General features: G+C 42.9%; 19 protein-coding genes. 18 read left to right on the top strand and 1 reads right to left on the bottom strand.

Going from position 1 to position 23,812, the window contains the following annotated elements; translation table 11 throughout:
- Positions 1 to 133: 133 nt before the first annotated feature.
- The 8 genes from BQ7344_RS16625 to aspS all read left to right on the top strand — a co-directional run bounded on the left by BQ7344_RS16625 (position 134) and on the right by aspS (position 10,015).
- Positions 134 to 1,093 (top strand): anthrax toxin lethal factor-related metalloendopeptidase, encoded by a 960-nt coding sequence (locus BQ7344_RS16625; protein ID WP_235816137.1) that lies wholly within the window; start codon positions 134 to 136, stop codon positions 1,091 to 1,093.
- A gap of 148 nt (positions 1,094 to 1,241) precedes the next feature.
- Complete coding sequence (locus BQ7344_RS15350; RefSeq protein ID WP_015541296.1) at positions 1,242 to 1,766, top strand: adenine phosphoribosyltransferase; 525 nt, start codon at positions 1,242 to 1,244, stop codon at positions 1,764 to 1,766.
- Between the two features lie 80 nt (positions 1,767 to 1,846).
- Positions 1,847 to 4,174, top strand: coding sequence for a RelA/SpoT family protein (locus tag BQ7344_RS15355; RefSeq protein ID WP_072523227.1), 2,328 nt, complete (start codon positions 1,847 to 1,849; stop codon positions 4,172 to 4,174).
- A 19-nt stretch (positions 4,175 to 4,193) separates the two neighbouring features.
- Positions 4,194 to 4,823, top strand: a complete 630-nt coding sequence (locus BQ7344_RS15360; protein WP_072523228.1) for an MBL fold metallo-hydrolase — start codon at positions 4,194 to 4,196, stop codon at positions 4,821 to 4,823.
- Positions 4,774 to 6,354: a coproporphyrinogen dehydrogenase HemZ gene (gene hemZ, locus BQ7344_RS15365; protein ID WP_072523484.1), complete on the top strand. Its 1,581-nt coding sequence runs from the start codon at positions 4,774 to 4,776 to the stop codon at positions 6,352 to 6,354. Before BQ7344_RS15360 ends, hemZ begins: the two co-directional genes overlap by 50 nt.
- Positions 6,345 to 6,938: an HD-GYP domain-containing protein gene (locus BQ7344_RS15370; RefSeq protein WP_015541299.1), complete on the top strand. Its 594-nt coding sequence runs from the start codon at positions 6,345 to 6,347 to the stop codon at positions 6,936 to 6,938. Before hemZ ends, BQ7344_RS15370 begins: the two co-directional genes overlap by 10 nt.
- 12 nt (positions 6,939 to 6,950) lie before the next feature.
- On the top strand, positions 6,951 to 8,201 hold the full coding sequence (hisS, locus tag BQ7344_RS15375; protein ID WP_072523229.1) for a histidine--tRNA ligase: 1,251 nt from the start codon (positions 6,951 to 6,953) through the stop codon (positions 8,199 to 8,201).
- Between the two features lie 17 nt (positions 8,202 to 8,218).
- The gene (gene aspS, locus BQ7344_RS15380) at positions 8,219 to 10,015 is read left to right on the top strand and encodes an aspartate--tRNA ligase (RefSeq protein WP_072523230.1); all 1,797 of its coding nucleotides are present in this window, start codon (positions 8,219 to 8,221) and stop codon (positions 10,013 to 10,015) included.
- A 58-nt stretch (positions 10,016 to 10,073) separates the two neighbouring features.
- Here aspS and BQ7344_RS15385 read toward each other — a convergent pair whose 3' ends face one another.
- Positions 10,074 to 11,252: a hypothetical protein gene (locus BQ7344_RS15385; RefSeq protein ID WP_072523231.1), complete on the bottom strand. Its 1,179-nt coding sequence runs from the start codon at positions 11,250 to 11,252 to the stop codon at positions 10,074 to 10,076.
- 264 nt (positions 11,253 to 11,516) lie between these two features.
- Between BQ7344_RS15385 and BQ7344_RS15390 the strand changes: the two genes are divergently transcribed.
- The 10 genes from BQ7344_RS15390 to BQ7344_RS15435 all read left to right on the top strand — a co-directional run bounded on the left by BQ7344_RS15390 (position 11,517) and on the right by BQ7344_RS15435 (position 23,721).
- A complete protein-coding gene (locus BQ7344_RS15390; protein ID WP_072523232.1) occupies positions 11,517 to 13,079 on the top strand; it encodes an efflux RND transporter periplasmic adaptor subunit in 1,563 nt (520 codons plus the stop codon).
- Positions 13,076 to 13,753 carry an ABC transporter ATP-binding protein gene (locus tag BQ7344_RS15395; protein WP_072523233.1) on the top strand — a complete coding sequence of 226 codons (678 nt, stop codon included), beginning with the start codon at positions 13,076 to 13,078 and terminating at the stop codon, positions 13,751 to 13,753. Before BQ7344_RS15390 ends, BQ7344_RS15395 begins: the two co-directional genes overlap by 4 nt.
- A gap of 4 nt (positions 13,754 to 13,757) precedes the next feature.
- Positions 13,758 to 15,863 (top strand): ICP22 family protein, encoded by a 2,106-nt coding sequence (locus BQ7344_RS15400; RefSeq protein ID WP_072523234.1) that lies wholly within the window; start codon positions 13,758 to 13,760, stop codon positions 15,861 to 15,863.
- A gap of 14 nt (positions 15,864 to 15,877) precedes the next feature.
- Positions 15,878 to 17,134, top strand: a complete 1,257-nt coding sequence (locus tag BQ7344_RS15405; protein ID WP_072523235.1) for an ABC transporter permease — start codon at positions 15,878 to 15,880, stop codon at positions 17,132 to 17,134.
- Positions 17,135 to 17,238: 104 nt separating this feature from the next.
- Complete coding sequence (locus BQ7344_RS15410; RefSeq protein WP_072523236.1) at positions 17,239 to 18,108, top strand: DegV family protein; 870 nt, start codon at positions 17,239 to 17,241, stop codon at positions 18,106 to 18,108.
- A gap of 19 nt (positions 18,109 to 18,127) precedes the next feature.
- Positions 18,128 to 19,894 (top strand): arginine--tRNA ligase, encoded by a 1,767-nt coding sequence (gene argS / locus BQ7344_RS15415; protein ID WP_072523237.1) that lies wholly within the window; start codon positions 18,128 to 18,130, stop codon positions 19,892 to 19,894.
- Positions 19,895 to 20,153: 259 nt separating this feature from the next.
- Complete coding sequence (locus BQ7344_RS15420) at positions 20,154 to 21,371, top strand: serine/threonine protein kinase (RefSeq protein ID WP_255367548.1); 1,218 nt, start codon at positions 20,154 to 20,156, stop codon at positions 21,369 to 21,371.
- The gene (locus tag BQ7344_RS15425; protein WP_072523239.1) at positions 21,307 to 22,197 is read left to right on the top strand and encodes a hypothetical protein; all 891 of its coding nucleotides are present in this window, start codon (positions 21,307 to 21,309) and stop codon (positions 22,195 to 22,197) included. The genes BQ7344_RS15420 and BQ7344_RS15425 overlap by 65 nt, the downstream gene beginning before the upstream one ends.
- Positions 22,198 to 22,246: 49 nt before the next feature.
- Entirely contained in the window at positions 22,247 to 22,894 is a 648-nt protein-coding gene (locus tag BQ7344_RS15430) for an HAD-IA family hydrolase (RefSeq protein WP_072523486.1), read from the top strand.
- Positions 22,895 to 23,022: 128 nt separating this feature from the next.
- Entirely contained in the window at positions 23,023 to 23,721 is a 699-nt protein-coding gene (locus tag BQ7344_RS15435) for a CPBP family intramembrane glutamic endopeptidase (protein ID WP_235816138.1), read from the top strand.
- Positions 23,722 to 23,812 lie beyond the last annotated feature (91 nt).

The following is a 23,812-nucleotide window of genomic DNA, read 5'->3' on the forward strand; positions in this document are numbered from 1 at the left end:
AGTGACGTATTCTATATGGTAGAACTGGATTGGTTTATGCGGCCGTTTAATATTTATTATTAAGCGGTCTTTTTGCATGCTAAAACGGGAAAAGCCGCATCGAATATGTCGATATCTGAGAGGTGTGATAATCATGAAAAAGAAAAGCATTAAAGAGTTCTTCAGACAGAAGAAAGTTGCAGCAGGATGCGTTGCAGCAGCTGTAATCATTGCAGCAGGTAGTTTTGGTATCAGCTGGCAGTCACAGGATGCAGTAGTATTTCCATCCTATACAGATCCGGTACTTGAGACATCACTGACAGGTGATGATACTCCACTGGCATCGAAGCCAAAGGTTACCACAAAGAGAAAGACAAGTACCAAGACAACGAGTAAAAAGGTAAGAATGCGAACCGCGTCAAGGAAATCTTATACTAAGAGACTTCCAACGAAGCAGAAATCAAGCACAAAAACAAAAAAACAGAACAAGTCTACAACAGTTAAAACTCAGACGGTTGTAAAGACCGCTACAACTGAGAAGTATACAAGAAGATCCAAACAGAAGGTTGTTACGCAGAAAGTTACAACGACAGTTACAACGACAACGACAGTGGCTGCAAGTACACAAGCTGCAACTGGGACAGCTTCGACATCCAGTGCGTCTAAGTATACTGTTACCAACATTGCATCTGTAGCACCGAAAATGGACAACAGAGTTCTGAATGCATTCACAAAGCTGGGATTTACTGTTAAAGTTGATCCAAGTGTAAGTTATTCCGGACATTTTGATGCACGTACACGTACGATCACTATGAAACAGATGGATGATACCATTTATCACGAACTGGGACATTTCCTTGCATTCATGGCAGGAAACATGGACACGGGAAGTAAATTTTCATCTGTCTACAGCAGTGAGAAAGGTATGGTTACCGGTTATAATAAAGCATATGTGACACGGAATGCTTCAGAGTATTTTGCAGAATCTGTCAAAGATTATATGCTCAATCCGGGAAGCCTGAAAGCTCAGCGTCCGAATACATACAAAGCAATCGAGAAAGCACTTTCTATGGTTACTGAACAGCAGATCGAGCTGTATAAAGGCTTTTATTAATACAGACAATAGTGTACATACAATTTTATAACGAAGAGATTGAGGCTGCCTGTCTGACGGGCAGCCTTAGTTTTTGCATTGATTCTACTATAAAAAAGTGATATACTTATAACCTAGATTTACAGAAAACAGGCGGAGGCACGCAATTATGAAAAAATTAGAAGAGTATGTAAGAAGTATCCCGGATTTTCCTGAACCGGGAATCATTTTCAGAGATATTACCACTGTTCTGCAGGATGCGGATGGTCTGCATCTTGCAATTCAGTCTATGCAGGACTGTCTGAAAGATACAGAGGTAGATGTGATCGCAGGTACAGAGTCCAGAGGCTTTATCTTTGGTGTGCCGATTGCTTATAACCTTCATAAACCATTTGTACCAATTCGTAAGAAAGGTAAACTGCCATGCGAGACAGTTTCACAGGAATATGATCTGGAATATGGTACAGCAACGATCGAGATGCATAAAGACTCTATCAAACCAGGACAGAAAGTCGCTATTGTAGATGACCTGATTGCTACAGGCGGGACCGTAGAAGCCGCAATCAAACTGGTCGAGGAGCTTGGTGGAGAAGTTGTCAAAGTAGTATTTCTTATGGAACTTGCCGGATTAAAAGGCAGAGAAAAACTTGCCGGATACGATGTAGCTTCTGTTATCAAATACGAAGGTAAATAAGTATTTCGTGCAGGAACGGCAGCGATAAGCTGTATGAATGAAAGAATCAGATGGAAACAACGGCAGGCAGGTGGGAGAGAATGACAGAGAAGAAAGAAAATGTACAGCTCGATAAAAATATTGACCCGAAAGAGCGGGAAAAGCTGGAATCTGTAAGGAAAGCAGATGCCGCAGTAAAGACCATGCAGGATTTTACGAGCCCTGAAGTTTTGTATCAGGAGCTGATTGCCAGTGTCCGGAAATATCATCCTTCTACAGATATTTCCATGATACAAAAGGCATATGAAGTCGCAAGTGATGCGCACAAAGACCAAAAAAGAAAATCCGGGGAACCATATATCATTCACCCGCTTTGCGTGGCTATTATTCTTGCAGATCTGGAGCTGGATAAAGAGACGATTGTTGCAGGGCTTCTCCATGATGCAGTAGAAGATACATGGATGACGACAGAAGAAGTAGAGAAGGAATTCAGTGCAGAGGTAGCATTGCTGGTAGATGGTGTTACGAAACTGGGACAGTTGAGCTACTCGGCAGACAAAGTAGAGCTGCAGGCAGAAAACCTTCGTAAAATGTTCCTTGCAATGGCAAAAGATATCCGTGTCATTCTGATTAAACTTGCAGACCGGCTTCACAATATGCGTACTTTGCAGTATATGAGACCGGAAAAACAGCAGGAAAAAGCCCGTGAAACGATGGATATCTATGCGCCGATCGCAATGCGTCTCGGTATTTCCAAGATCAAAGTCGAACTGGATGATCTCTCCCTGAAATATCTGAAGCCAGATGTATACTATGATCTTGTCAATAAAGTAGCCCTGCGTAAGAGCGAGCGGCAGGAATTTGTAAATAACATTGTCAAACAGGTCAAGCAGCATATGGATGAAGCTGCAATCAAAGCTCAGGTTGATGGACGTATCAAACATTTCTTTAGTATATATAAAAAAATGGTCAACCAGGACAAGACGATCGATCAGATTTACGATCTGTTTGCAGTTCGCATTCTTGTAGACACAGTCAAAGACTGTTATGCGGCACTCGGTGTGATCCATGAGATGTATAAACCGATCCCGGGACGATTCAAGGATTACATTGCCATGCCGAAGCCAAATATGTATCAGTCTCTGCATACTACACTGATCGGTCCGAACGGACAGCCGTTTGAGATTCAGATCCGTACTTTCGAAATGCATAAGACTGCCGAGTATGGTATCGCCGCACACTGGAAATATAAGGAATCTTCTGACGGTAAGGTGCCGGTTGACAAAAGGGAAGAAGAAAAACTGAACTGGCTGCGTCAGATCCTTGAATGGCAGCGGGATATGTCAGATAACAGAGAATTTATGAGCCTTTTGAAAAATGATCTGGATCTGTTTGCAGACAGTGTGTATTGTTTTACTCCACAGGGAGATGTCAAGAATCTTCCGAATGGTTCCACACCGATTGATTTTGCTTACAGTGTACACAGCGCAGTCGGTAACCGTATGGTGGGAGCACGTGTCAACGGTAAACTGGTACCAATCGAATATCAGATCAAAAACGGTGACCGTATTGAGATCATTACTTCTCAGAATTCACAGGGACCGAGCCGTGATTGGCTGAAGCTTGTCAAGAGTACACAGGCAAAGAACAAAATCAATCAGTGGTTTAAGAAAGAATTAAAAGAAGACAATATATTGAAAGGCAAGGAGATGCTTGCCCAGTATGCCAAATCAAAAGGATATAAGATAGGAATTTATACGAAACCACAGTTTCTGGAATCTGTTATGCGCAAATACGGTTTCCGTGACTGGGATTCTGTACTTGCCGCAATAGGACATGGCGGACTGAAAGAAGGTCAGGTTTTTAATAAGCTGATCGAAGCATACGACAAAGAAAACCAGAAAAATCTGACTGACGAGCAGGTTCTGGAGGCTACCGGTGAGACACAGGAAAAGCTTCATGTCACCAAAAACAAGGGTGGCATAGTTGTAAAGGGTATCCACGATGTGGCGGTTCGTTTTTCAAAGTGCTGCAGTCCGATTCCTGGAGACGAGATCGTTGGTTTTGTGACGAGAGGACGTGGAATCACCATTCACCGTACAGACTGTGTCAATGTTCTGAATATGTCAGAGATGGATCGTGCGCGTCTGATTGAGGCGGAGTGGCAGCCGGCAGAAAATAAATCCGAGAAATATATGGCAGAGATTCAGGTATATGCAAATAACCGTACCGGACTTCTGGTAGATCTCTCCAAGATTTTTACCGAGAGAAAGATAGATATGAGAACCATCAACAGCCGTACCAGCAAGCAGGAAAAAGCAACGATCTCTATCAGTTTTGAGATTGCAAGTAAGGAAGAACTTTCTTCTCTGATCGCAAAGATCCGACAGATTGAAAGTGTGCTGGATGTAGAACGTACTACAGGCTGATCATCAGAAAGGAAAGCATATGGGAAAGCTGGTTTTACAGAAATGCATTGTCGGCAGTGTATTCACAAACTGTTATTTTCTGAAAAATAAAGAGACAGGAGAGATGCTGATCATCGATCCGGGTGATAATGCAGAAAAAATCGAACAGAAGATTCTTGAAATGCAGGGGAAACCTGTGGCAATTCTTCTGACACATGGACATTTTGATCATATTCTGGCCGCAGAAGCTATTCGCGACAGATATCAGATTCCGATTTATGCCTGTCAGAAAGAAGAAAAAACGCTTCAGGATCCAAAAATTAATCTGACGGCATATCATATGGATAGTTATACATTGAAAGCAGATGTTTATCTTACAGATCTGCAGGCAGTCGAGCTGGCTGGATTTTCTGTACAGATGATCGAGACACCGGGACATACTGCAGGAAGCTGCTGCTATTACCTGAAAGATGAGGGCGTGCTTTTCAGCGGAGATACTGTCTTCTGTGGTTCTGTGGGAAGAACAGACTTTCCAGAGGGAAGTACGGCAGCAATTGTAGAAAGTCTGCACAGACTGCTTGATGCACTTCCGGATGATACAGAGGTATATCCGGGTCATGATGCATCTACCACAATTGGTTACGAAAAGAGGTATAATCCATTTGTTTAAGATTGGTATTCTGTTTGAAGACAGAGAATTTGAGCATGATATATATGAACTGATCAGGGCATTTTATCCGGGAAGTGAGATACATTCTTTCTATGAAAAAGAAGAAGAGGCCTGTGACCTTTTTTTCAAAATCACAAAACAGGCTGATTCCTGTGTGATTTCCTGTGAAAATGCGGAAACCAAAGGCGTGACAAGTGCAGAATTTATAAAGGGGCAGTCTTCGGATGCCCTTGTTTCTTGTATGGACACAGAGGGGCAGGATGAAAGCGAACAGAAAGAACGGGCGCGTGCAATCCGCAAAGAACGTAAAGATATTGTAAAAATTGCTTTATATAAACTTCTGGTGAAGCTGACGGGCAAGACTCTTCCGTGGGGAAATCTTACCGGTATCCGTCCGGCGAAACTTGCGATGGGGCTGATTGAATCCGGAATGAAAAATACAGAAGCTGCGCAGGAGTTGAGAGAACGTTACATGGTGAGCCCGCAGAAAACAGCGCTGGCAATAACCATTGCAAACAGGGAACGAGAAATCCTTAAAGATATCGATTATGAGAATGGATACAGTCTGTATGTAGGAATTCCGTTCTGTCCGAGTATCTGCCTTTATTGTTCGTTCAGTTCCTATCCATTGAAACAGTGGAAGGACAGAGTATATTTATACCTGGATGCTCTCTGCAAAGAAATACATGCAGTTGCGCAGATTATGAATGAGAAAGGCAAAAAGCTGGATACGGTTTACATTGGAGGAGGTACACCTACTACACTGGAACCGGATCAGCTTAAGATCCTGCTGGATGCGCTCATTGCAAATTTTGACTGTGAGCATCTTGCAGAATTTACGATTGAGGCCGGACGTCCGGACAGCATTACACGCGAAAAACTGCAGATGATTCGTAACTATCCGATTACGAGAATTTCTGTCAATCCGCAGACAATGAATCAGGAAACTCTGGATATTATCGGACGGCGCCATACGGTGGATGAGACAAAGCAGGCATTTGCTCTTGCCAGAGAGTGCGGATTTGATAATATCAATATGGATCTGATCGTGGGACTTCCGGGAGAAGATCGTAAGATGGTAGAACACACTTTGGATGAAGTAAAGGCTCTTGCTCCGGACAGTGTTACCGTACATTCTCTTGCAGTGAAGCGTGCGGCGCGCCTGAATATTTTTAAGGACAGATATCAGGAGATGACTTTTGAAAATAATCAGGAGATCATGGATATGACCATGAGAACCGCCTGTGAAATGGATATGGGACCTTATTATCTGTACCGACAGAAAAATATGAAGGGAAATTTTGAGAATGTTGGCTATGCAAAGGTTGACAAAGCCGGGATTTACAATATACTAATTATGGAGGAAAAGCAACCGATCATCGCATTGGGTGCAGGTGGCTCTTCCAAACTTGTCTTTGATCATGGGAAACGTATCGAACGAGTGGAAAATGTCAAAGACGTTGCGAATTATATCGAACGTATTGATGAAATGATCGAACGAAAGCGTAAAGGAATCAATACATGGCTGTAAATCAGGAGGTGTATACGTTGGAGACAGCACAGAGTGAGACAGTTAAGTCAACGGACCGGATTCTGGATTTTGATCTGTCTGCGGAACTGAATCATGGAGTCGTCGTAAGTAATCTGGCGTATGCAGTAGCTGTTGAGATGGGGCTGGATGAAGAATTCTGTTACCAGATGGCAATCGCAGGTATGCTTCATGATATCGGTAAGCTGAAACTTACCGGCTATATCAATGGTCAGGAAAGAGACCCGCTTCTGATCGAGGAACTGAAGTATGTGAGGATGCATTCGTCGCTGGGATATGAAGAACTGAAAGATCAGGGGTATTCGGATATTGTACTTCAAAGTATTCTTTATCATCATGAAAATTATGATGGCAGTGGTTATCCATCAAATCTTTCTGAGAACAGTATTCCGCTTGGTGCACGCATCTTAAGAGTTTGTGATGTGTATGCGGCGCTCAGTTCGGACAGACCATATCGCAAAGCGTTTGATGTAAGTACAGTTATAGAACTGATGATTGACGAAATCAAGAATTTTGACATGGAAGTATTTCTTGCATTTCAGAGAGTGGTACATAATAATGAATAACAGGAGGACAGCATGGCATTAAAGAAAAAACCGGTTACCGGTATGAAAGACATTTTACCTAAGGAGATGGAGATCCGTAATTATGTAATGAACATGATCCGTGAAACATACGGAAAGTTCGGATTCTCTGCGATTGAAACTCCATGTGTGGAGCACATTGAAAACCTCAGCAGCAAACAGGGGGGAGAAAACGAAAAATTGATTTTCAAGATCCTGAAACGTGGAGAAAAACTGAAACTGGATACTGCAGAATGTGAGGCAGATCTGGTAGATTCCGGTCTTCGCTATGATTTGACTGTACCGCTTTCCAGATATTATTCTAACAACTCCGGACAGCTTCCGGCACCATTTAAGGCACTCCAGATGGGCAATGTATGGAGAGCAGACCGTCCGCAGAGAGGTCGTTTCCGTCAGTTCATGCAGTGTGATATCGATATTCTTGGTGAGCCTACTTACCTTGCTGAGATTGAGCTTGTTATGGCAACAACTACTCTGCTTGGCAAGCTGGATTTCCACAATTTTACGATCCGTATCAATGACAGAAAAATCCTGAAAGCTATGGCACAGTACAGTGGTTTCCCGGAAGATAGCTTTGATACAGTATTTATTATTCTGGACAAGATGGACAAGATCGGTCTGGAAGGTGTTGCAGAAGAACTCGAAAAAGAAGGTTTTAAGAAAGAGTGCATTGATACCTACCTTGGTATGTTCAAAGAAATTACTTCTGACATTGAAGGAGTGCGTTACTGCAAAGAAAAACTGAAAGACGTTCTGGATCCGAAAGTTGCAGAAGATCTTGAAACGATCATTACAGCAGTAGATTCTGTTAAGAATGCAGACTTCAAGATTTCTTTTGACCCGACACTGGTTCGAGGAATGTCTTATTATACAGGACCGATTTTTGAGATTGCCATGGATGAATTCGGTGGTTCCGTAGGCGGTGGCGGACGTTATGATGAGATGATCGGTAAATTTACCGGACAGAATACTTCTGCATGTGGATTTTCCATCGGATTCGAAAGAATCGTAATGCTTCTTCTTGAAAGAGGATATGAGATTCCTGAGAGCAAAGCAAAGAAAGCATACCTGATCGAAAAGAATATGCCGTCAGACAAACTTCTTCCAATCCTGAAACAGGCGGAAGAAGAGCGCAAAAGCGGTGTACAGGTAAACATTTCTATTATGAAGAAAAATAAAAAATTCCAGAAAGAACAGATGACAGCTGAAGGTTATACAGAATTTGTGGAATTTTTCAACAGATAAAAAAAGGAGACAGAATCATGGCTGAAAGTATGAAAGGTCTGCACAGAACATGCCGATGTGCAGAAGTGACAAAGGAAATGGTCGGCAGCAAAGTGACCCTGATGGGATGGGTGCAGAAAGCCCGTAACAAAGGCGGAATCGTTTTTGTTGACCTTCGTGACCGTTCCGGTATCATGCAGTTGATCTTTGAGAATGGAAATATTGATGAAGAGGGATTCGAAAAAGCCGGAAAACTTCGCAGTGAGTTTGTTATTGCTGTAACAGGAACCGTTGAGAACCGTGGTGGTGCAGTTAACGAAAATCTTGCAACAGGTGCAATTGAACTTCGTGCAGAATCTTTACGTATTCTGGCAGAATCAGATGTTCCACCGTTCCCGATCGAAGAGAACAGCAAGACAAAGGATGAAATTCGTCTGAAATATCGTTATCTGGATCTTCGAAGACCGGATTTACAGAGAAATATCATGCTGAAGAGCAAAGTTGCCCAGCTGACACGTAAATTCTTCACAGAAGAAGGTTTCCTTGAAATCGAAACACCAATGCTTGGTAAGAGTACTCCGGAAGGTGCGAGAGATTATCTTGTTCCGTCCAGAATTCATCCGGGTTCTTTCTACGGACTTCCGCAGTCTCCTCAGCTCTACAAACAGCTTCTGATGTGCTCTGGTTATGACCGTTATATCCAGATCGCACGCTGCTTCCGTGATGAGGATCTCCGTGCAGACCGTCAGCCGGAATTTACTCAGATCGATATGGAACTTTCTTTTGTAGATGTAGATGATGTTATCGATGTAAACGAAAGATTCCTTGCATATCTTTTCAAAGAAGTTCTGGATGTAGATGTAAAACTTCCGATTCAGAGAATTACATGGCAGGAGGCTATGGATCGTTTTGGTTCCGACAAACCGGATATGCGTTTCGGTATAGAACTGCATGATGTAAGTGAAGTTGTCAGAGACTGTGACTTTGTTGTGTTTAAGAGTGCACTGGAAAATGGCGGAAGTGTTCGTGGTATCAATGCAGAAGGCCAGGGTGGCATGCCTCGTAAAAAAATTGACAAGCTGGTTGAATTTGCAAAAGGTTATGGTGCAAAAGGTCTTGCTTACATTGCAATTGCAGAAGACGGTACACGCAAATCTTCCTTTGCAAAATTCATGACAGATGAAGAAATGGATGCACTTGTTGGCGCAATGGAAGGTAAGCCGGGAGACCTGCTTCTTTTTGCAGCAGATAAGAACAAAGTGGTTTATGATGTACTTGGAGCCCTCCGTGTAGAACTTGCAAAACAGATGGATCTTCTTGATAAGAATGAATATCGGTTTGTATGGGTAACAGAATTCCCGCTTCTTGAGTGGAATGAAGAAGAAAACCGTTACACAGCGATGCATCATCCGTTCACAATGTTGATGGATGAGGATATCCCGCTGATCGAAAGTGGAGATCTTGGAAAAATCCGTGCAAAAGCATATGATATTGTACTGAATGGTAATGAGATCGGCGGAGGAAGTGTCAGAATCCATCAGAACGACATTCAGGAAAAGATGTTCGAGATGTTAGGCTTCACAAGAGAAGCTGCTTACGAACAGTTCGGATTCCTTCTGAATGCGTTTAAATATGGAGTTCCGCCTCACGCAGGACTGGCTTATGGTCTTGACCGTCTTGTTATGCTGATGGCAAAAGTTGACAGCATCCGTGACGTTATTGCTTTCCCGAAGGTAAAAGATGCATCCTGCCTGATGACGGAGTCACCAAGCAGAGTAAGTGAGCAGCAGCTTAAAGAACTCGGCCTTGAAGTAGAACCTGAAACAGAAGAATAAAAGAGTAAATATAAAGGCTGTCCCGAATAACGGGGCAGCCTTTTGAGTGATAAATTTATTAATCTTCGGATTCTTCGGCGTAAGAGTCGTCTTCAGAGGAATCTGCATCTTCTGTTTCTTCACTTACAGGGGAATTACTTAAGGTTCCGAAAATGGCATTGCCAATGGTGGTATTACTGTCGTCAAGCTTCCACGAAACTCCATCATTGGTCAGATGGAAGTCTGCTGTGGAGGTGATGTTCGCTGTGTTATTTTTAATATCATTAAGAAGCATCTCAAGCGATTTTTGATATCTTTTTTCCGAACCGTCTATTACAGCATCCGCAGAGCTTAAATAAGCATCCTGTTCTTGACTGAACATGTTCAGAATTGAGGCACTGTCAAACGTTGTGATGGTTGTACTGACGGTTGCAGTATATCCCTGTTCTTCGCAGTTTGTGATCTTGAAATCAAAATTCTGGTGTACCTGTTCTACAAGCGCGGAAGCAATGGAATTTTTGTCGGAGTCGGAAGTATTGAGCAAACTTTCGATGCCCAGATAATTTCCCATCTGTTCGGTATTCATGGATTTCAGGGTGTTCAGATAAATAGTTAATGTTTCTTCAGGTGAGAGCAGATTGTTATCAGAGAGATAACTTATAAGACCGCCGACAAGATCATTTTCAAGGGAATGTGATCTTTGAATTTCCCATTCATCATGATCGCTTCCGGTATTTTGGAGCGTCATGGTACAGTCTCGTGTCACCGTTTCATATTTGCTTTTTTTGAGCAGACTATCTATGATAAGATAACGTTCCTCAAGGGAATCTGTTGTCTCCTCTGTTGCAGAGGTATCAGAGGCGGCTGCTTTTAAAATGGCAGTTTCAAGAGATGCCTGTGCATAGTCTTTGGCAAGTGTCCTGGCATCCAGTGTAGAAAGCTGCAGGGAAACGCTGGCTTCTTTTGTATCGTTGTCGACATCAACATTCCGGATTTTGTAATCAAAATCCCGGAAAAAGAGAGAAAAAACTTCTTTAACTTCTTTGGATAATTCTATCTCCTGTGTCGTGTCAGGAAAAAGTTCTTTATAGGATACGTATTTCTGGGTCGTATCAGAATCCAGATTTTTCAGCAGATTCAGTTCGTTGGTAATTACTGCCTCTACATCCGTTTTATCCACGTGGGAACAGCCTGTCAGAAATGTGACAGACATAAGGATAAAAAGGAGAAAAGGCATCAGACCTTTTGCGATCTTCATAGGTATCTTTCCTTTCAAAAATAATCCCTTATATTTTACCAGATAAACGTATAAAAGTCAAAAAACGGTAAAATTACGTCGGATTTCGAAATAATTCGTGAAAAAAATGTGAAACAGTTACGGATTTTCCACAGCTCTTTTATTTTATTTCAGAATCTGCTATGATAATTAAGTTAAAAATACCTTTTACAGGGTTAGAAAAGAAAATTGTTATGATATAGGAATTAAAAGTACCTTTTACAAAGTTAGGAGGAACACAGCTTAATGAAAAAACGTATATTGATCCTTCTTGGGATATTGATAATTGGCGGCGGAGCAACAGGGGTATGCTGGAAGATGGGAATCATAGGAAATCAGCAGCAGACCAGCGGCGATGCAGTTTACGTGACGAAAATTAGTGATCTGACAGATCAGACATCTGGTGTTTCCAATCGTTATGCCGGCGTGGTCGAACCTCAGGAGACGGTATCTGTTGAGTTGGAAAGTGGTCGAACAGTTAAAGAAGTAAAAGTCAAGACAGGCGATCAGGTCAAAAAAGGACAGCTTCTTTTTGAGTATGACCTGAGTAGCATTCAGGAAAATCTGGAGGAAGCACAGCTTGATCTGGATCGCCTGAAAAACGAAGCGAGCAGCCTGACCGAGCAGATAGCAACTCTGGAAAAAGAGAAGAAACAGGCAGCACAGGATAATCAGCTTTCTTATACGATTGAGATTGAGACAAACAAAATGAATCTCAAAAAAAATGAATACAGCCAGAAAAGCAAACAGGCTGAGATTGATAAGCTGCAGAGTGCAACGGGGAACACAGAAGTTCGAAGCAGCATTGACGGTGTGATTCAGAAGATTGATACTTCAAAGCTGACATCGGATGATAACAGCAGTGTGGATGACAGTGCAGGTGATTCGGATATGTCATATTCAAGTGATAGCAGCAGCGGCAATGCATTTATTACGATTCTGAGTACAGGTGCATATCGTATCAAAGGAACTGTCAATGAGATGAATGTTAAGAACATCATCGAGGGAGATCCGGTTATTATCCGTTCCCGTGTGGACAGCAGTCAGACATGGAAGGGAACTATGGGGACAATTGATCGTGAAAGTGCCACCAGCAGCAACAGTAGTTCAAGTTTGGGAATGGTGGACAGCAGCGGAGATTCACAGACAAGTACAAGTACATATCCATTTTATGTGAATCTGGATTCTTCTGATGGTCTGATGCTCGGACAGCATGTCTATATAGAAATGGATGAAGGCCAGGATACGCAGAAGACCGGTGTATGGATCAGTGAGGCATATATTGTAGATGCAGATACAGAAAGTCCTTATGTCTGGGCAGCAGATAAAGATGACAAACTCGAAAAACGAAGTGTGATCCTCGGGCAGTATGATGAGGAACTTGGGGAATATGAGATTGCAGATGGTCTTACTAAGGATGATAGCATTGCATTTCCGTCTGATGTTCTTGAAGAGGGCATGGCTACGACAACAAATATTGAAGAGGCGATGGATACAAGTACTGTAGATATGCAGCCGGTCGATGAGCTTGGTGCGGACAATCCTGGCGCGGATAATCTTGATGGCGAAGATGCTAATGTTACGGATGATTTTTCTGATTCTGAAGATGACTGGAATGCAGATGAATGGAGCACAGACGATGAGTCCTGGGACACTGAGAATGAGTATGAATCTGATGGTGAAAGTACAGTGATCGATGATCCAGATGCGATGGGAGATGCGGTCTCTGATGATGACTCCGACGGAGTAAGTGTGCCAATGGATGAGGACCTTGTTCCTGTCCAGGGTGATACGGAGGATGCAGAATGATTCTTGAACTAAAAGGCATATATAAGAATTATCAGCAGGGAAAAATGAGTGTGCCGGTACTCAAAGATGTCAATTTTTCCATGGAAGAGGGAGAATATGTGGCAATCATGGGACCGTCCGGTTCTGGAAAAACGACCCTGATGAATATTATTGGCTGTCTGGATAAACCAACAGAGGGAAGTTTTTCACTTGATGGACAGGATATTTTGAACTGTTCAGAGAATGATATGTCAGATCTGCGATTAAATAAGATTGGATTTGTATTTCAGAGCTTTCATCTGCTTCCGAGACAGTCGGCTCTGGCAAATGTAGAATTACCATTGAACTATGCAAAAGTACCCAAAAAAGAAAGAAGAGAACGTGCATTGAAAGCTTTGGAGCGTGTGGGACTGGCAGATCGCGTAGACTTCCTGCCAAACCAGCTTTCAGGTGGACAGATGCAGAGAGTGGCGATTGCCAGAGCAATTGTCAATAATCCGAAGCTTTTGCTTGCGGATGAACCGACAGGTGCACTTGACAGTAAATCAGGTGCACAGGTCATGGAGCTTTTTCAAAGGTTGAATGATGAGGGGGTAACGGTACTGATGATCACACATGATGCGGATATTGCAGCACATGCAAAACGTGTAGTAACGATCCGTGATGGTGAGCTGAAGGAAAAAGAGGTGAAGTAATAGAATGAAAAAAAGAATTATTATAGGCATTCTGATTGCTGCTCTCGTTGCAGGCGGTTCAGCAGGAGGCGCAGTTTACTATAAAAAGTCTCATCAGAAAACAGTTTCTGTTGTAAGCGTGGATAATCTGGCCGGGCAGTATTATATGGATGATACGAACCTTGATGGAAATATTGTGACAAGCGCCATTCAGAATATTACTGTAGATAAGGATATGATTATTCAGGAAGTGTATGTATCGAAGGATGACGAGGTAAAAAAGGATGATAAACTGATTTCTTTTGACATGACACTGGTTCAGATGGAACTGAATATTGCGAAGTTGAAGCAACAGCAGCAGGAACAGGATCTGAATAAAGCTATCAATCGTTTAAATAGCCTGAAAAATGGAGGAGCGATTGAGGAGAGTGATGCAGATACGTCAACTCCTACCGATTCGGACACAGATAAAGACAGTAGCATGAATGGAACGGACAGCGCGGATACGGGAGATGAGTATGTATCTGCATCTGGTAATGTCAATGGTGCATATCTGGCAACTGTAATGAATTCGATTCTGGCAGCTGCAGTAAACGCAGAAGATGTGTCTGATGAGGCAACTTATCAGGCAGAGACTTCAGCAGAAAGTGACAGTACACAGTCTGGTGATACGGGAACACCGACCGGTGAATCCGGAAGTATTGCAGCAAGTGATGACGCAGGAGAGGATGCAGGAGGAGATAATACCGGAGGAGATAATACCGGTGATGCCAACGGAGACACCGGTGGAAACAGTGGCACTGACAGTTCCGATGACAACAGTGACAATGGGGAGCAGATAGACATCATAGATGGTGGTGATTCAGGAGATTCCAATAGTTCTGAGGACAACATAGGAGATTCATTCGGTGACGGATCGGATGATCAGATTGAAATCGTGGATTCAGATGAAGGCAGCGATAAAGAGGCGCCGGATATGACGGACGGTGATCCGACATTTTATCAGATCCTTGATAATAATACAGAACCTCTTACCGGAAAAGGAACGAAGGAAGATCCATATGTATTCCTCTGTAGTTCTGCAAAGGGTTATGTAATTGTGAGAGGTTCTTTCCTGAATAAGATGGCAGCTTTTGATGCGAACGGAAATAAAGAGGCCGGCAAGAACGGTTATTGGTATCAGCTTGAATTTCATCAGAATGATACGGTAGAAGATCTTGGCGACCGTAAGAAATCATGTACAGGATATTATCTGATTGATGGAAGCCTTCTTGAAAAGATGGTGCCGGATTATTCTGAGGTAGAGTTCACACTGGAGGATGCCTCTCATTATGATAACAGTTCAGATGATGATGACGGAAACGATGGTGGATATGACGGAGATCAGGGTGATGGCGGCAATACATCTATTTCGCGTGAGGATGCGATTAAGATACAGCAGAACAAAATTGACAGTCTGAAACTTGATATTCGTGAGAGTAAACTTAATATTGAAAAACTTGAGAAAAAAGTTAAAAAAGAGGTTATTTACAGTAAACTGGATGGAACAGTTGCAAAAGTTGGTGATCCTGCTACGGCAGCTTCAGATGGAAACACTTTTATGACTATCAAAAGTAAGGAAGGTTTTTATGTGAAGGGTACAGTCAGTGAACTGATGCTGGACCAGGTAAAAGAAGGGACGATTTTGAACTGTTCCGGGCAGAGCGGTGACTTTGAGGCTGAAGTTGTAGATGTTTCAGAATATCCGGTTTCCGGAGACAGCTATTCCGGCAGTGGAAATCCGAATGTTTCCTATTATTCCTATACGGCGACCATCCCGGACAAATCAGTCAAAGTATCTGATGCTGACTGGCTTACGATCACCCTGAAAAGCGATGCGCAGAGCAAAGGAATTGTACTGGATCGTGCGTTTGTACGCTCCGAAAACGGAAGCAGTTATGTTTATAAGGATGACAATGGTGTGCTTAAAAAACAGAAACTGAGTGTCGGCGGAAATGTAAATGGTGGTTACAGTGTGCTGGTTACGGGCGGAATTACGCGGGATGATAAGATTGCATTTCCTTATGGAGACACAGTCAAAGAAGGTGCAAAAACGCAGGAAGTTTCTGTGAATGAGCTTTATGGTTATTAGGAGGATGGTATTTTATGCTTGAAAATATGAGAATATCGATTCAGGGAATCTGGTCCCATAAAATGCGGTCCTTTCTGACAATGCTGGGAATTATTATAGGTATTGCTTCGATCATTGCAATCGTTTCGACAATTAAAGGTACAAGTGAGCAGATTAAGGAAGATCTGATCGGTGCCGGAAACAATACAGTTTCGGTCAGCCTGAATTACGGTGACAGTGAGTATGATCCGGAGTATGGAATGACGGATGGCACTGCACCGCCGCTTCTTTCTGATCAGCAAAAAGAAGATATCAAAAACCTTGATCATGTGCAGAATGCTACGTTTTTTTACAGCCGTACTTATTCCAGCAGTGTATATTATGAAAATACCACCTTCCAGGGTGGAAGTATATATGGTATCGATACAAATTATTTAAGTACCTGTGGATATATGGTGCAGTCGGGCAGAGGATTTGTACAAAAAGATTATGATAATATGCGTAAAGTAGCACTTGTAGACAGTAATGCGGCGGATAACCTGTTTTCAGGTGAAAATCCTGTCGGTAAGACTATCGAGATTGGCTCCGAACCGTTCACAGTCGTTGGTGTTGTTCAGCAGAGCGACAATTACCTGCCAAACATTAAGACGATTGATGAGTTTAATGAATATTATCAGACGATTATGGGGACTGTCATGATTCCGAATAAATGCTGGCCAATGGCATTCAAGTTTGATGAACCGGAGAATGCGGTGGTTAAAGCAGATTCCACAGACAATATGAGTTCTGTAGGAAGTGCCGCGGCAGATGTGATGAATCAGGGAATCGATACCAATTCTTCGAAATACAAATACAAAGCCGATGACATTATGCAGCAGGTACGTAACATGCAGAAACTCAGTGAGAGTACCAATACACAGCTGATCTGGATCGCAAGTATTTCTCTTCTGGTAGGCGGTATCGGAGTTATGAATATTATGCTTGTTTCTGTTACGGAACGAACCAGTGAAATTGGTCTGAAGAAGGCTATCGGTGCAAGAAAGAAGGTAATTCTGTATCAGTTTCTGACGGAGGCAGCAATGCTGACAAGTATTGGAGGAATTATTGGTGTGATTGCCGGTATTATTTTGTCTAAGATTGTATCACAGCTTTCAGGAGCTCCAACTGCAATCAGTATTCCTGCAATCATTGGTTCTGTACTGTTTTCCATGCTGATTGGGGTGGTTTTTGGATTACTGCCATCTGTAAAGGCAGCGGATTTGAACCCGATCGATGCTTTGAGAAGCGAATAAATTTTTATTTGAGTTACTGTCGGAGGTATGATAAACTAAAGACAGTATGCAATATTTCGGATATGTATATCTGATAAATGAAAAAATACACAGGGAGATGCAGTATGGGAAAAATTGCAATTGTAACAGACAGTAACAGCGGCATCACACAGGATGAGGGCAGAGAACTCGGTGTTTCTGTCCTGCCGATGCCTTTTTATATTAATGATGTGATGTATCTGGAAGGAATCACCCTTTCACAGGAAGAGTTTTATGAGCGTCTGAAAAGCGATGAGACGATTTCCACTTCTCAGCCAAGCCCGGCAGAGGTATGTGGATTATGGGACAATCTTCTGAATGAATATGATGAAGTTGTTCATATCCCGATGTCAAGCGGGCTGAGTGCTTCATGTGACACAGCAACGATGCTTGCACGTGACTATGACGGTAAGGTTGAGGTAGTCAATAACCAGCGGATTTCTGTTACGCAGCGTCAGTCAGTACTGGACGCATTGGCACTCAGAGCTGCAGGAAAATCTGCAGCTGAGATCAAGAGAAAACTCGAAGAAGAAAAAATGGAATCCAGCATTTACATTACACTTGAGACTCTGAAATATCTGAAAAAAGGCGGAAGAATCACACCGGCTGCGGCAGCAATCGGTACAGTGCTGAATTTGAAACCGGTTCTTCAGATTCAGGGAGAAAAGCTGGATGCTTATGCAAAAGTCCGCGGCAAAAAGCAGGCAAAGAGAATGATGATGAAGGCTATGCAGGAAGACTGGAACACCCGTTTCAAACAGTATGTGGAATCCGGTGAGATGTGTCTGCAGATAGCTTATACAGGCAATAAAGAAGAAGCCGAAGAATTCAAAAAAGAAGTAGAGGCGGCATTCCCGGGAAGGGATATTCATATGGATCCGCTGTCACTCAGTGTAGCCTGTCACATTGGCCATGGAGCGCTTGCAGTTGCATGCTCAAAAAAAGTTACTGTATAAATAAGGAGTCGCGAATAAAATGAAAAAGCTTATGGAATTAATGGCAGAGGAACTTGCTTCTGCCTTTGAAAAAGCCGGATATGATCCGGAATACGGCAAGGTTACGGTTTCCAACAGACCGGATCTTTGCGAATATCAGTGCAACGGGGCAATGGCTGGTGCCAAAGCATATAAGAAGGCTCCGTTTATGATTGCAGATGATGTTGTTGCTTTTCTGAAAGACAGCAATATCTTTTCTGTAGCAGAAGTTGTAAGACCGGGATTTATTAACTTACGTGTAAAAGAAGAATTCCTCGCAGAGTACCTTCGTGAGATGTCCGCAGATCCGAAATATTCTGTCAATGCGGCAGAGCAGCCAAAGACGATCATTATCGACTACGGCGGACCGAATGTTGCAAAACCACTTCATGTAGGACATCTTCGTTCTGCGATCATCGGTGAGAGCATCAAACGTATCGGACGTTTTGTGGGACATAAAGTAATTGGTGATGTACATCTTGGTGACTGGGGTCTCCAGATGGGACTGATCATTACGGAACTAAAACACCGTAAACCGGAGCTTGTATACTTTGATGACAGCTTTGAGGGAAAATACCCGGAAGAAGCTCCATTCACGATCAGTGAGCTGGAAGAAATCTATCCATGTGCAAGCGGTAAATCAAAAGTAGACGAAGAGTATCGTAATGAAGCTCTTGAGGCAACGCATCAGCTTCAGCAGGGCAAACGAGGATATATGGCACTGTGGAACCACATTATGCAGGTTTCCGTGACAGACCTTAAGAGAAACTACAACAATCTGAATGTGTCATTTGACCTCTGGAAGAAAGAATCTGATGCACAGCCGTACATTTCGGATATGGTGCAGCAGATGAAAGATCAGGGATTTGCTTATGAAGATCAGGGTGCACTGGTTGTTGATGTAAAAGAAGAAAGTGACACAAAAGAGATTCCTCCGTGCATGCTTCTGAAATCTGACGGAGCTTCCCTTTATACGACTACTGATCTTGCAACGATCGTAGAACGTGTAAAACTTTTTGATCCGGATGAGATCCTTTATGTAGTAGATAAACGTCAGGAACTGCATTTCATTCAGGTATTTCGCTGTGCAAGAAAGACCGGTCTTGTAAAACCGGAGACCGAGCTTTCTTTCCTTGGGTTCGGTACCATGAATGGCAAAGACGGCAAACCGTTTAAGACAAGAGATGGCGGTGTTATGCGTCTGGAAAACCTCATTGCAGATATCGATGAGGAAATGTTCCATAAGATCGTTGAGAACCGCAGTGTCAAAGATCAGGATGCAAAAGAGACAGCAGAAATCGTAGGACTTTCTGCAATCAAATACGGAGATCTTTCCAACCAGGCTACAAAGGATTATGTGTTTGATATTGACAGGTTTACTTCTTTCGAGGGAAATACCGGTCCGTATATTCTTTATACGATCGTGCGTATCAAATCCATTCTGAACCGCTACAAAGAAGAAGGCGGCAATCTGGATGCCGGTGAAATCCTTCCGGCAGTAAATGCAAGCCAGAAAAATTTGATGTTGGAGCTTACCAAATTCGGAAATACGATCGAAAATGCATTTGAAGAAAAAGCACCTCACAAGATTTGTGCATATATTTATGAAGTATCCAATGCATTTAACAGTTTCTATCATGAAACAAAGATCCTCAGTGAGGAAGATCAGGCACAGAAAGAATCTTTCCTGAAACTTCTCGGACTGACCAAGGATATCCTTGAAAAAAGTATTGATCTTCTGGGCTTTTCCGCACCGGATCGTATGTAAGACTGTAGTTGTAATAAAATAAGCGGAAATGAAATCCTCCATATGCTTCGGCAGGTGGAGGATTGTTTATATTTTTTTTAGAAATAAAAAGTACAGTTTGTGCTATAATATGTTTCATAAATCTATAAATTTCTGATTTCACTGTCGGTATTCTCCGACGAACATCCACAAAAGAGAACGAGAATAAAATGCGGGAGGAGCGATTTCTATCGAACTGACAGGAATAATCTTAAAGGGCAGATATTGTATTGTTGACCAGATAGGAAGCGGCGGCGAAGGACGGATGTATCTGGCGCGAGATCTGGAACTGGGGATTTTTCGCGCTGTAAAAGAACTTCCGATTTCGAATCGGCGGGAGGCGGGACTTCTGCGTCTTCTGGAACATCCGGCACTGCCAAAGATGATCGACTATGCAGAGCGAGAAGAATTTTGCTATATCATTATGGAGTACATTCGAGGGAAATCTCTTGAAGATCTGTTAAAAACCGACAGGACATTTTCGCTGGAAGAAATTCTTAAGATCACAGATACTGTATTAAAGGTATTGGACTATCTTCATTCAAGAAAACCGGCCGTTTTTTATGGAGATCTGAAGCCGGATAACCTGATGATGACATCGGCAGGTACGTTGTATCTGGTGGATTTTGGCAGTGCCACATTTGAATATCAACAGAGAAGCCATAAGCTGGAGTGTAAGGGGACGCGAGGTTTTGCAGCTCCGGAGCAGTATCATGGGGTGGTTGATCAGGCGAGTGATTTTTACTGTCTTGGTAAGACACTGGAGCGTTTGTGTGGAAGAGGAAAATGGATATATATTTTGCGATGCCCGTATTTCGGAAAGTTTATCTTTAAATGCTGTCGCCCGGAAGCAGGAAAGCGCTGGAAGAATGCGGCAGAAGCAAGCGAGTTTCTTAATAATATCCATCCTTTGAAGCTAAGGCTCCGTTCTGCTCTTGTGCCGCTGGCGGCGGCTGTTCTGATGCTGGCGGTTGTGGTAAGCAGCGGTGGCCGTATGCAGAAAACATTACCGGAACTTTCAAAGGTACTGACAGTGATTACGCAGGAATACTATGGATTTGCATATCAGTCAGGGAATCCCGTATTTCAGGCAAGGGTGTACGCGCAGGCTGAAGCGAGACTTCAGAGATTATTAAAGCAATACCATACTCCAAAAGAAGAGATTCGGATTCTTGAATTACTGGCATACAACGGGGAGCTGGCGGATCATGCTGACCGTGCGGAATTGTATTATCGTCAGCTGCTGACATATGAGCCGGAGTATGAAAGAGGATATCTGGAATATGGAAGGTTCCTGTGCAGGCAGGCACGATATCAGGAAAGCCGTGCTGTTTACCGGCAATGGCAGAATAACATTTCAGAAAAAAGTGCACAAAAGGAAGGGGCGTATTCTGATGAGTGGAAAAAATGGAAAAAAGAAATTCTTCCTGTTATTGGCAGGAATACTTCTGGTTCTTAACAGCATAAGTTCCGGCGTGTATGCGATGGAACTTGGTGGATTTGATGTGACGACAGGTGTCGATGATGTGAATGACTGGTCAGACTGGGATGAAGATGGGACAGATGGAGTATCCGAGAATGAATCAGCGGGCAGTGTGGACAGTGTAAGCGGGGATACTTATGGAGAAACAGAGAATACAGTATGGGAAGAATCATCTGATCGGGAAACTGAAAGCAGACAGGAAGAGCCGGCCGGAACGGAGAACCGGGCAAATGCAGGAAATACAGAAGTGATGAATCAGGCAGATACAGGTGGCGGTGTAAAGTCAGATCAGATACAGGCAGGAAATTTAGATTCGATGAATACGGACGGATATAGACAGACATATACCGGAAGCGCAGAAATTAATAATCAGGAGATAACAGAAGTACCGACTGATACACCGGTGCCCATGCCATCTCCGACGATAACACCCACAGCTATACCGTCACCTGTGCCTACTGAAGTGTCGGAATCCGAAGTCGATAAAGTGACCGAGTTTCATGAAGAATATCGGATTCCGCCCGCGGAATGTCTGAAAAAGATGAAGCTGTTTTACTGGAAGGAAACTGTGCGGGGAAGAGAGAAAATGGAAATTAAGCTGAATCACAGAGTGGTGGCTGCTGTCGCATCTCTCCGAATCAATGGTCAGGAAATATCATGGACGACGGATTGGGGAAATATATGTATTGATCAGCTGCAGGAAGACAAAGAAAATCAGATAGAGCTGACAGCGATGGTTCCGGCAGATTTATCGTGGACGGAAATCAAAAAGAATGCTATACTGTCGTATAATGTTTTTTGATATACATAAGAAAACAGTTGGATTTTTGGATACAAAAATTGGAGGAACCATGTATAAAGCGATTTTATTTGATCTGGACGGGACACTGACGGAATCCGGGGAAGGAATTACAAAATGCGTGCAGTATGCACTGGAAAAACTCGGAAAACCGGAAGAGGATCTGAAGAAACTGGAAGTATTTATCGGACCGCCGCTTAAAGAACAGTTTATGAAATATGCAGGACTGGATGAAGAAACTGCAGTGAAGGCAGTGGAATATTACCGTGAACGTTATTCAAATGTGGGGATATTTGAGAATAAACCATATCCGGGTGTGGAGAATATGCTTCAGGAACTAAAACGCAAGAAATATATTCTGGCAGTTGCATCATCAAAACCGGAATATTATGTGAAACAGATACTGGATCATTTTTATCTGACAGAATATTTTGATGAGATTGTCGGAAGCGAGATGAATGGTGCCAGAAGCAATAAAACAGAAGTTATTGAAGAGGCACTGGAGCGCATCGGAATGAAAAAGCATCGGGAGCAGGTGGTCATGGTCGGAGACAAAGAGCATGATGTGCTTGGCGCACGAGAAGCAGGACTGGATTGTGTGGCAGTTTCCTATGGATATGGGACACAGGAGGAACTTAAAGAGGCAGCTCCGTTACAGATAGTAGCTTCTGCTGATGAAGTACTGGATTTTTTCGACTGAGCCCCCGACGCAGGCAGTCATATAGCAGACAGATCTGGCGTATAGCTTATCCCTGCGGGATTCATTTCCTGATTTCGCAGATTATCGGATATATGGCTCTCTGGCTGATTACACGCTCCGGCGGGGGAATGGAAATATATTATAAACAGGTGGTACTGCTTACCGGTCTGACAGGAATACTTTCTATAATTCCGTGTCTCTGGTTTTACAGCAGGGACCGCATAGCAAGGAAACATGGAGGACTTGTTCTGCCGCAGAAACCCTGGAAACTTGATCTGCCGGAAATAATCCTGTTTTTGGGAATGGGGGCAGCTTTTTCACAGTATGCAAATATGTTTGTCGGAATGCTGCAGTCTGTATTGAATTATAAGGAATATCAGGAGACGATGGATCAGATGACTGCTGGAAAGAGTATGTGGTTTTTGATCATATGTATGGGTGTTATAGCGCCTCTGGCAGAGGAAATCGTATTTCGCTGGCTGATTTATCTGCGGCTCAGAGACTACGTGAGAATGGGAGCTGCTATGGTAATTTCAGGTCTTATCTTTGGGATTTATCACGGAAATCTGGTGCAGGCGGTTTATGCAGGTATTCTCGGAATGATCTTTGCGTATTTTCTGGAAATCAGCGGTTGTCTGTGGGGCAGCGTACTATTGCATATGGGAGCAAATATCTGGTCACTTGTATCTCCGGATCTTGTGAGCTGGATGCTGCAGAAAAATCCAATGTACATTCTGATCATGCTGTTTGCACTGATACTCATTTTGGTTTATGGGATTCCCTATTTTCAGGCAAGGGCGAAAGGACGGACAAAAAGGGTTTTGTAAATGCTTATATAAAAGCTGAATTTTGTTTTGAAATAAAAATGAACAGAAATCTACAGAAGAAAAGCTTTCAGGTTAAAAGAAACCTGGGAGC

The sequence above is a fragment of the Blautia sp. Marseille-P3087 genome (assembly GCF_900120195.1).
GTDB lineage: Bacteria > Bacillota > Clostridia > Lachnospirales > Lachnospiraceae > Blautia_A.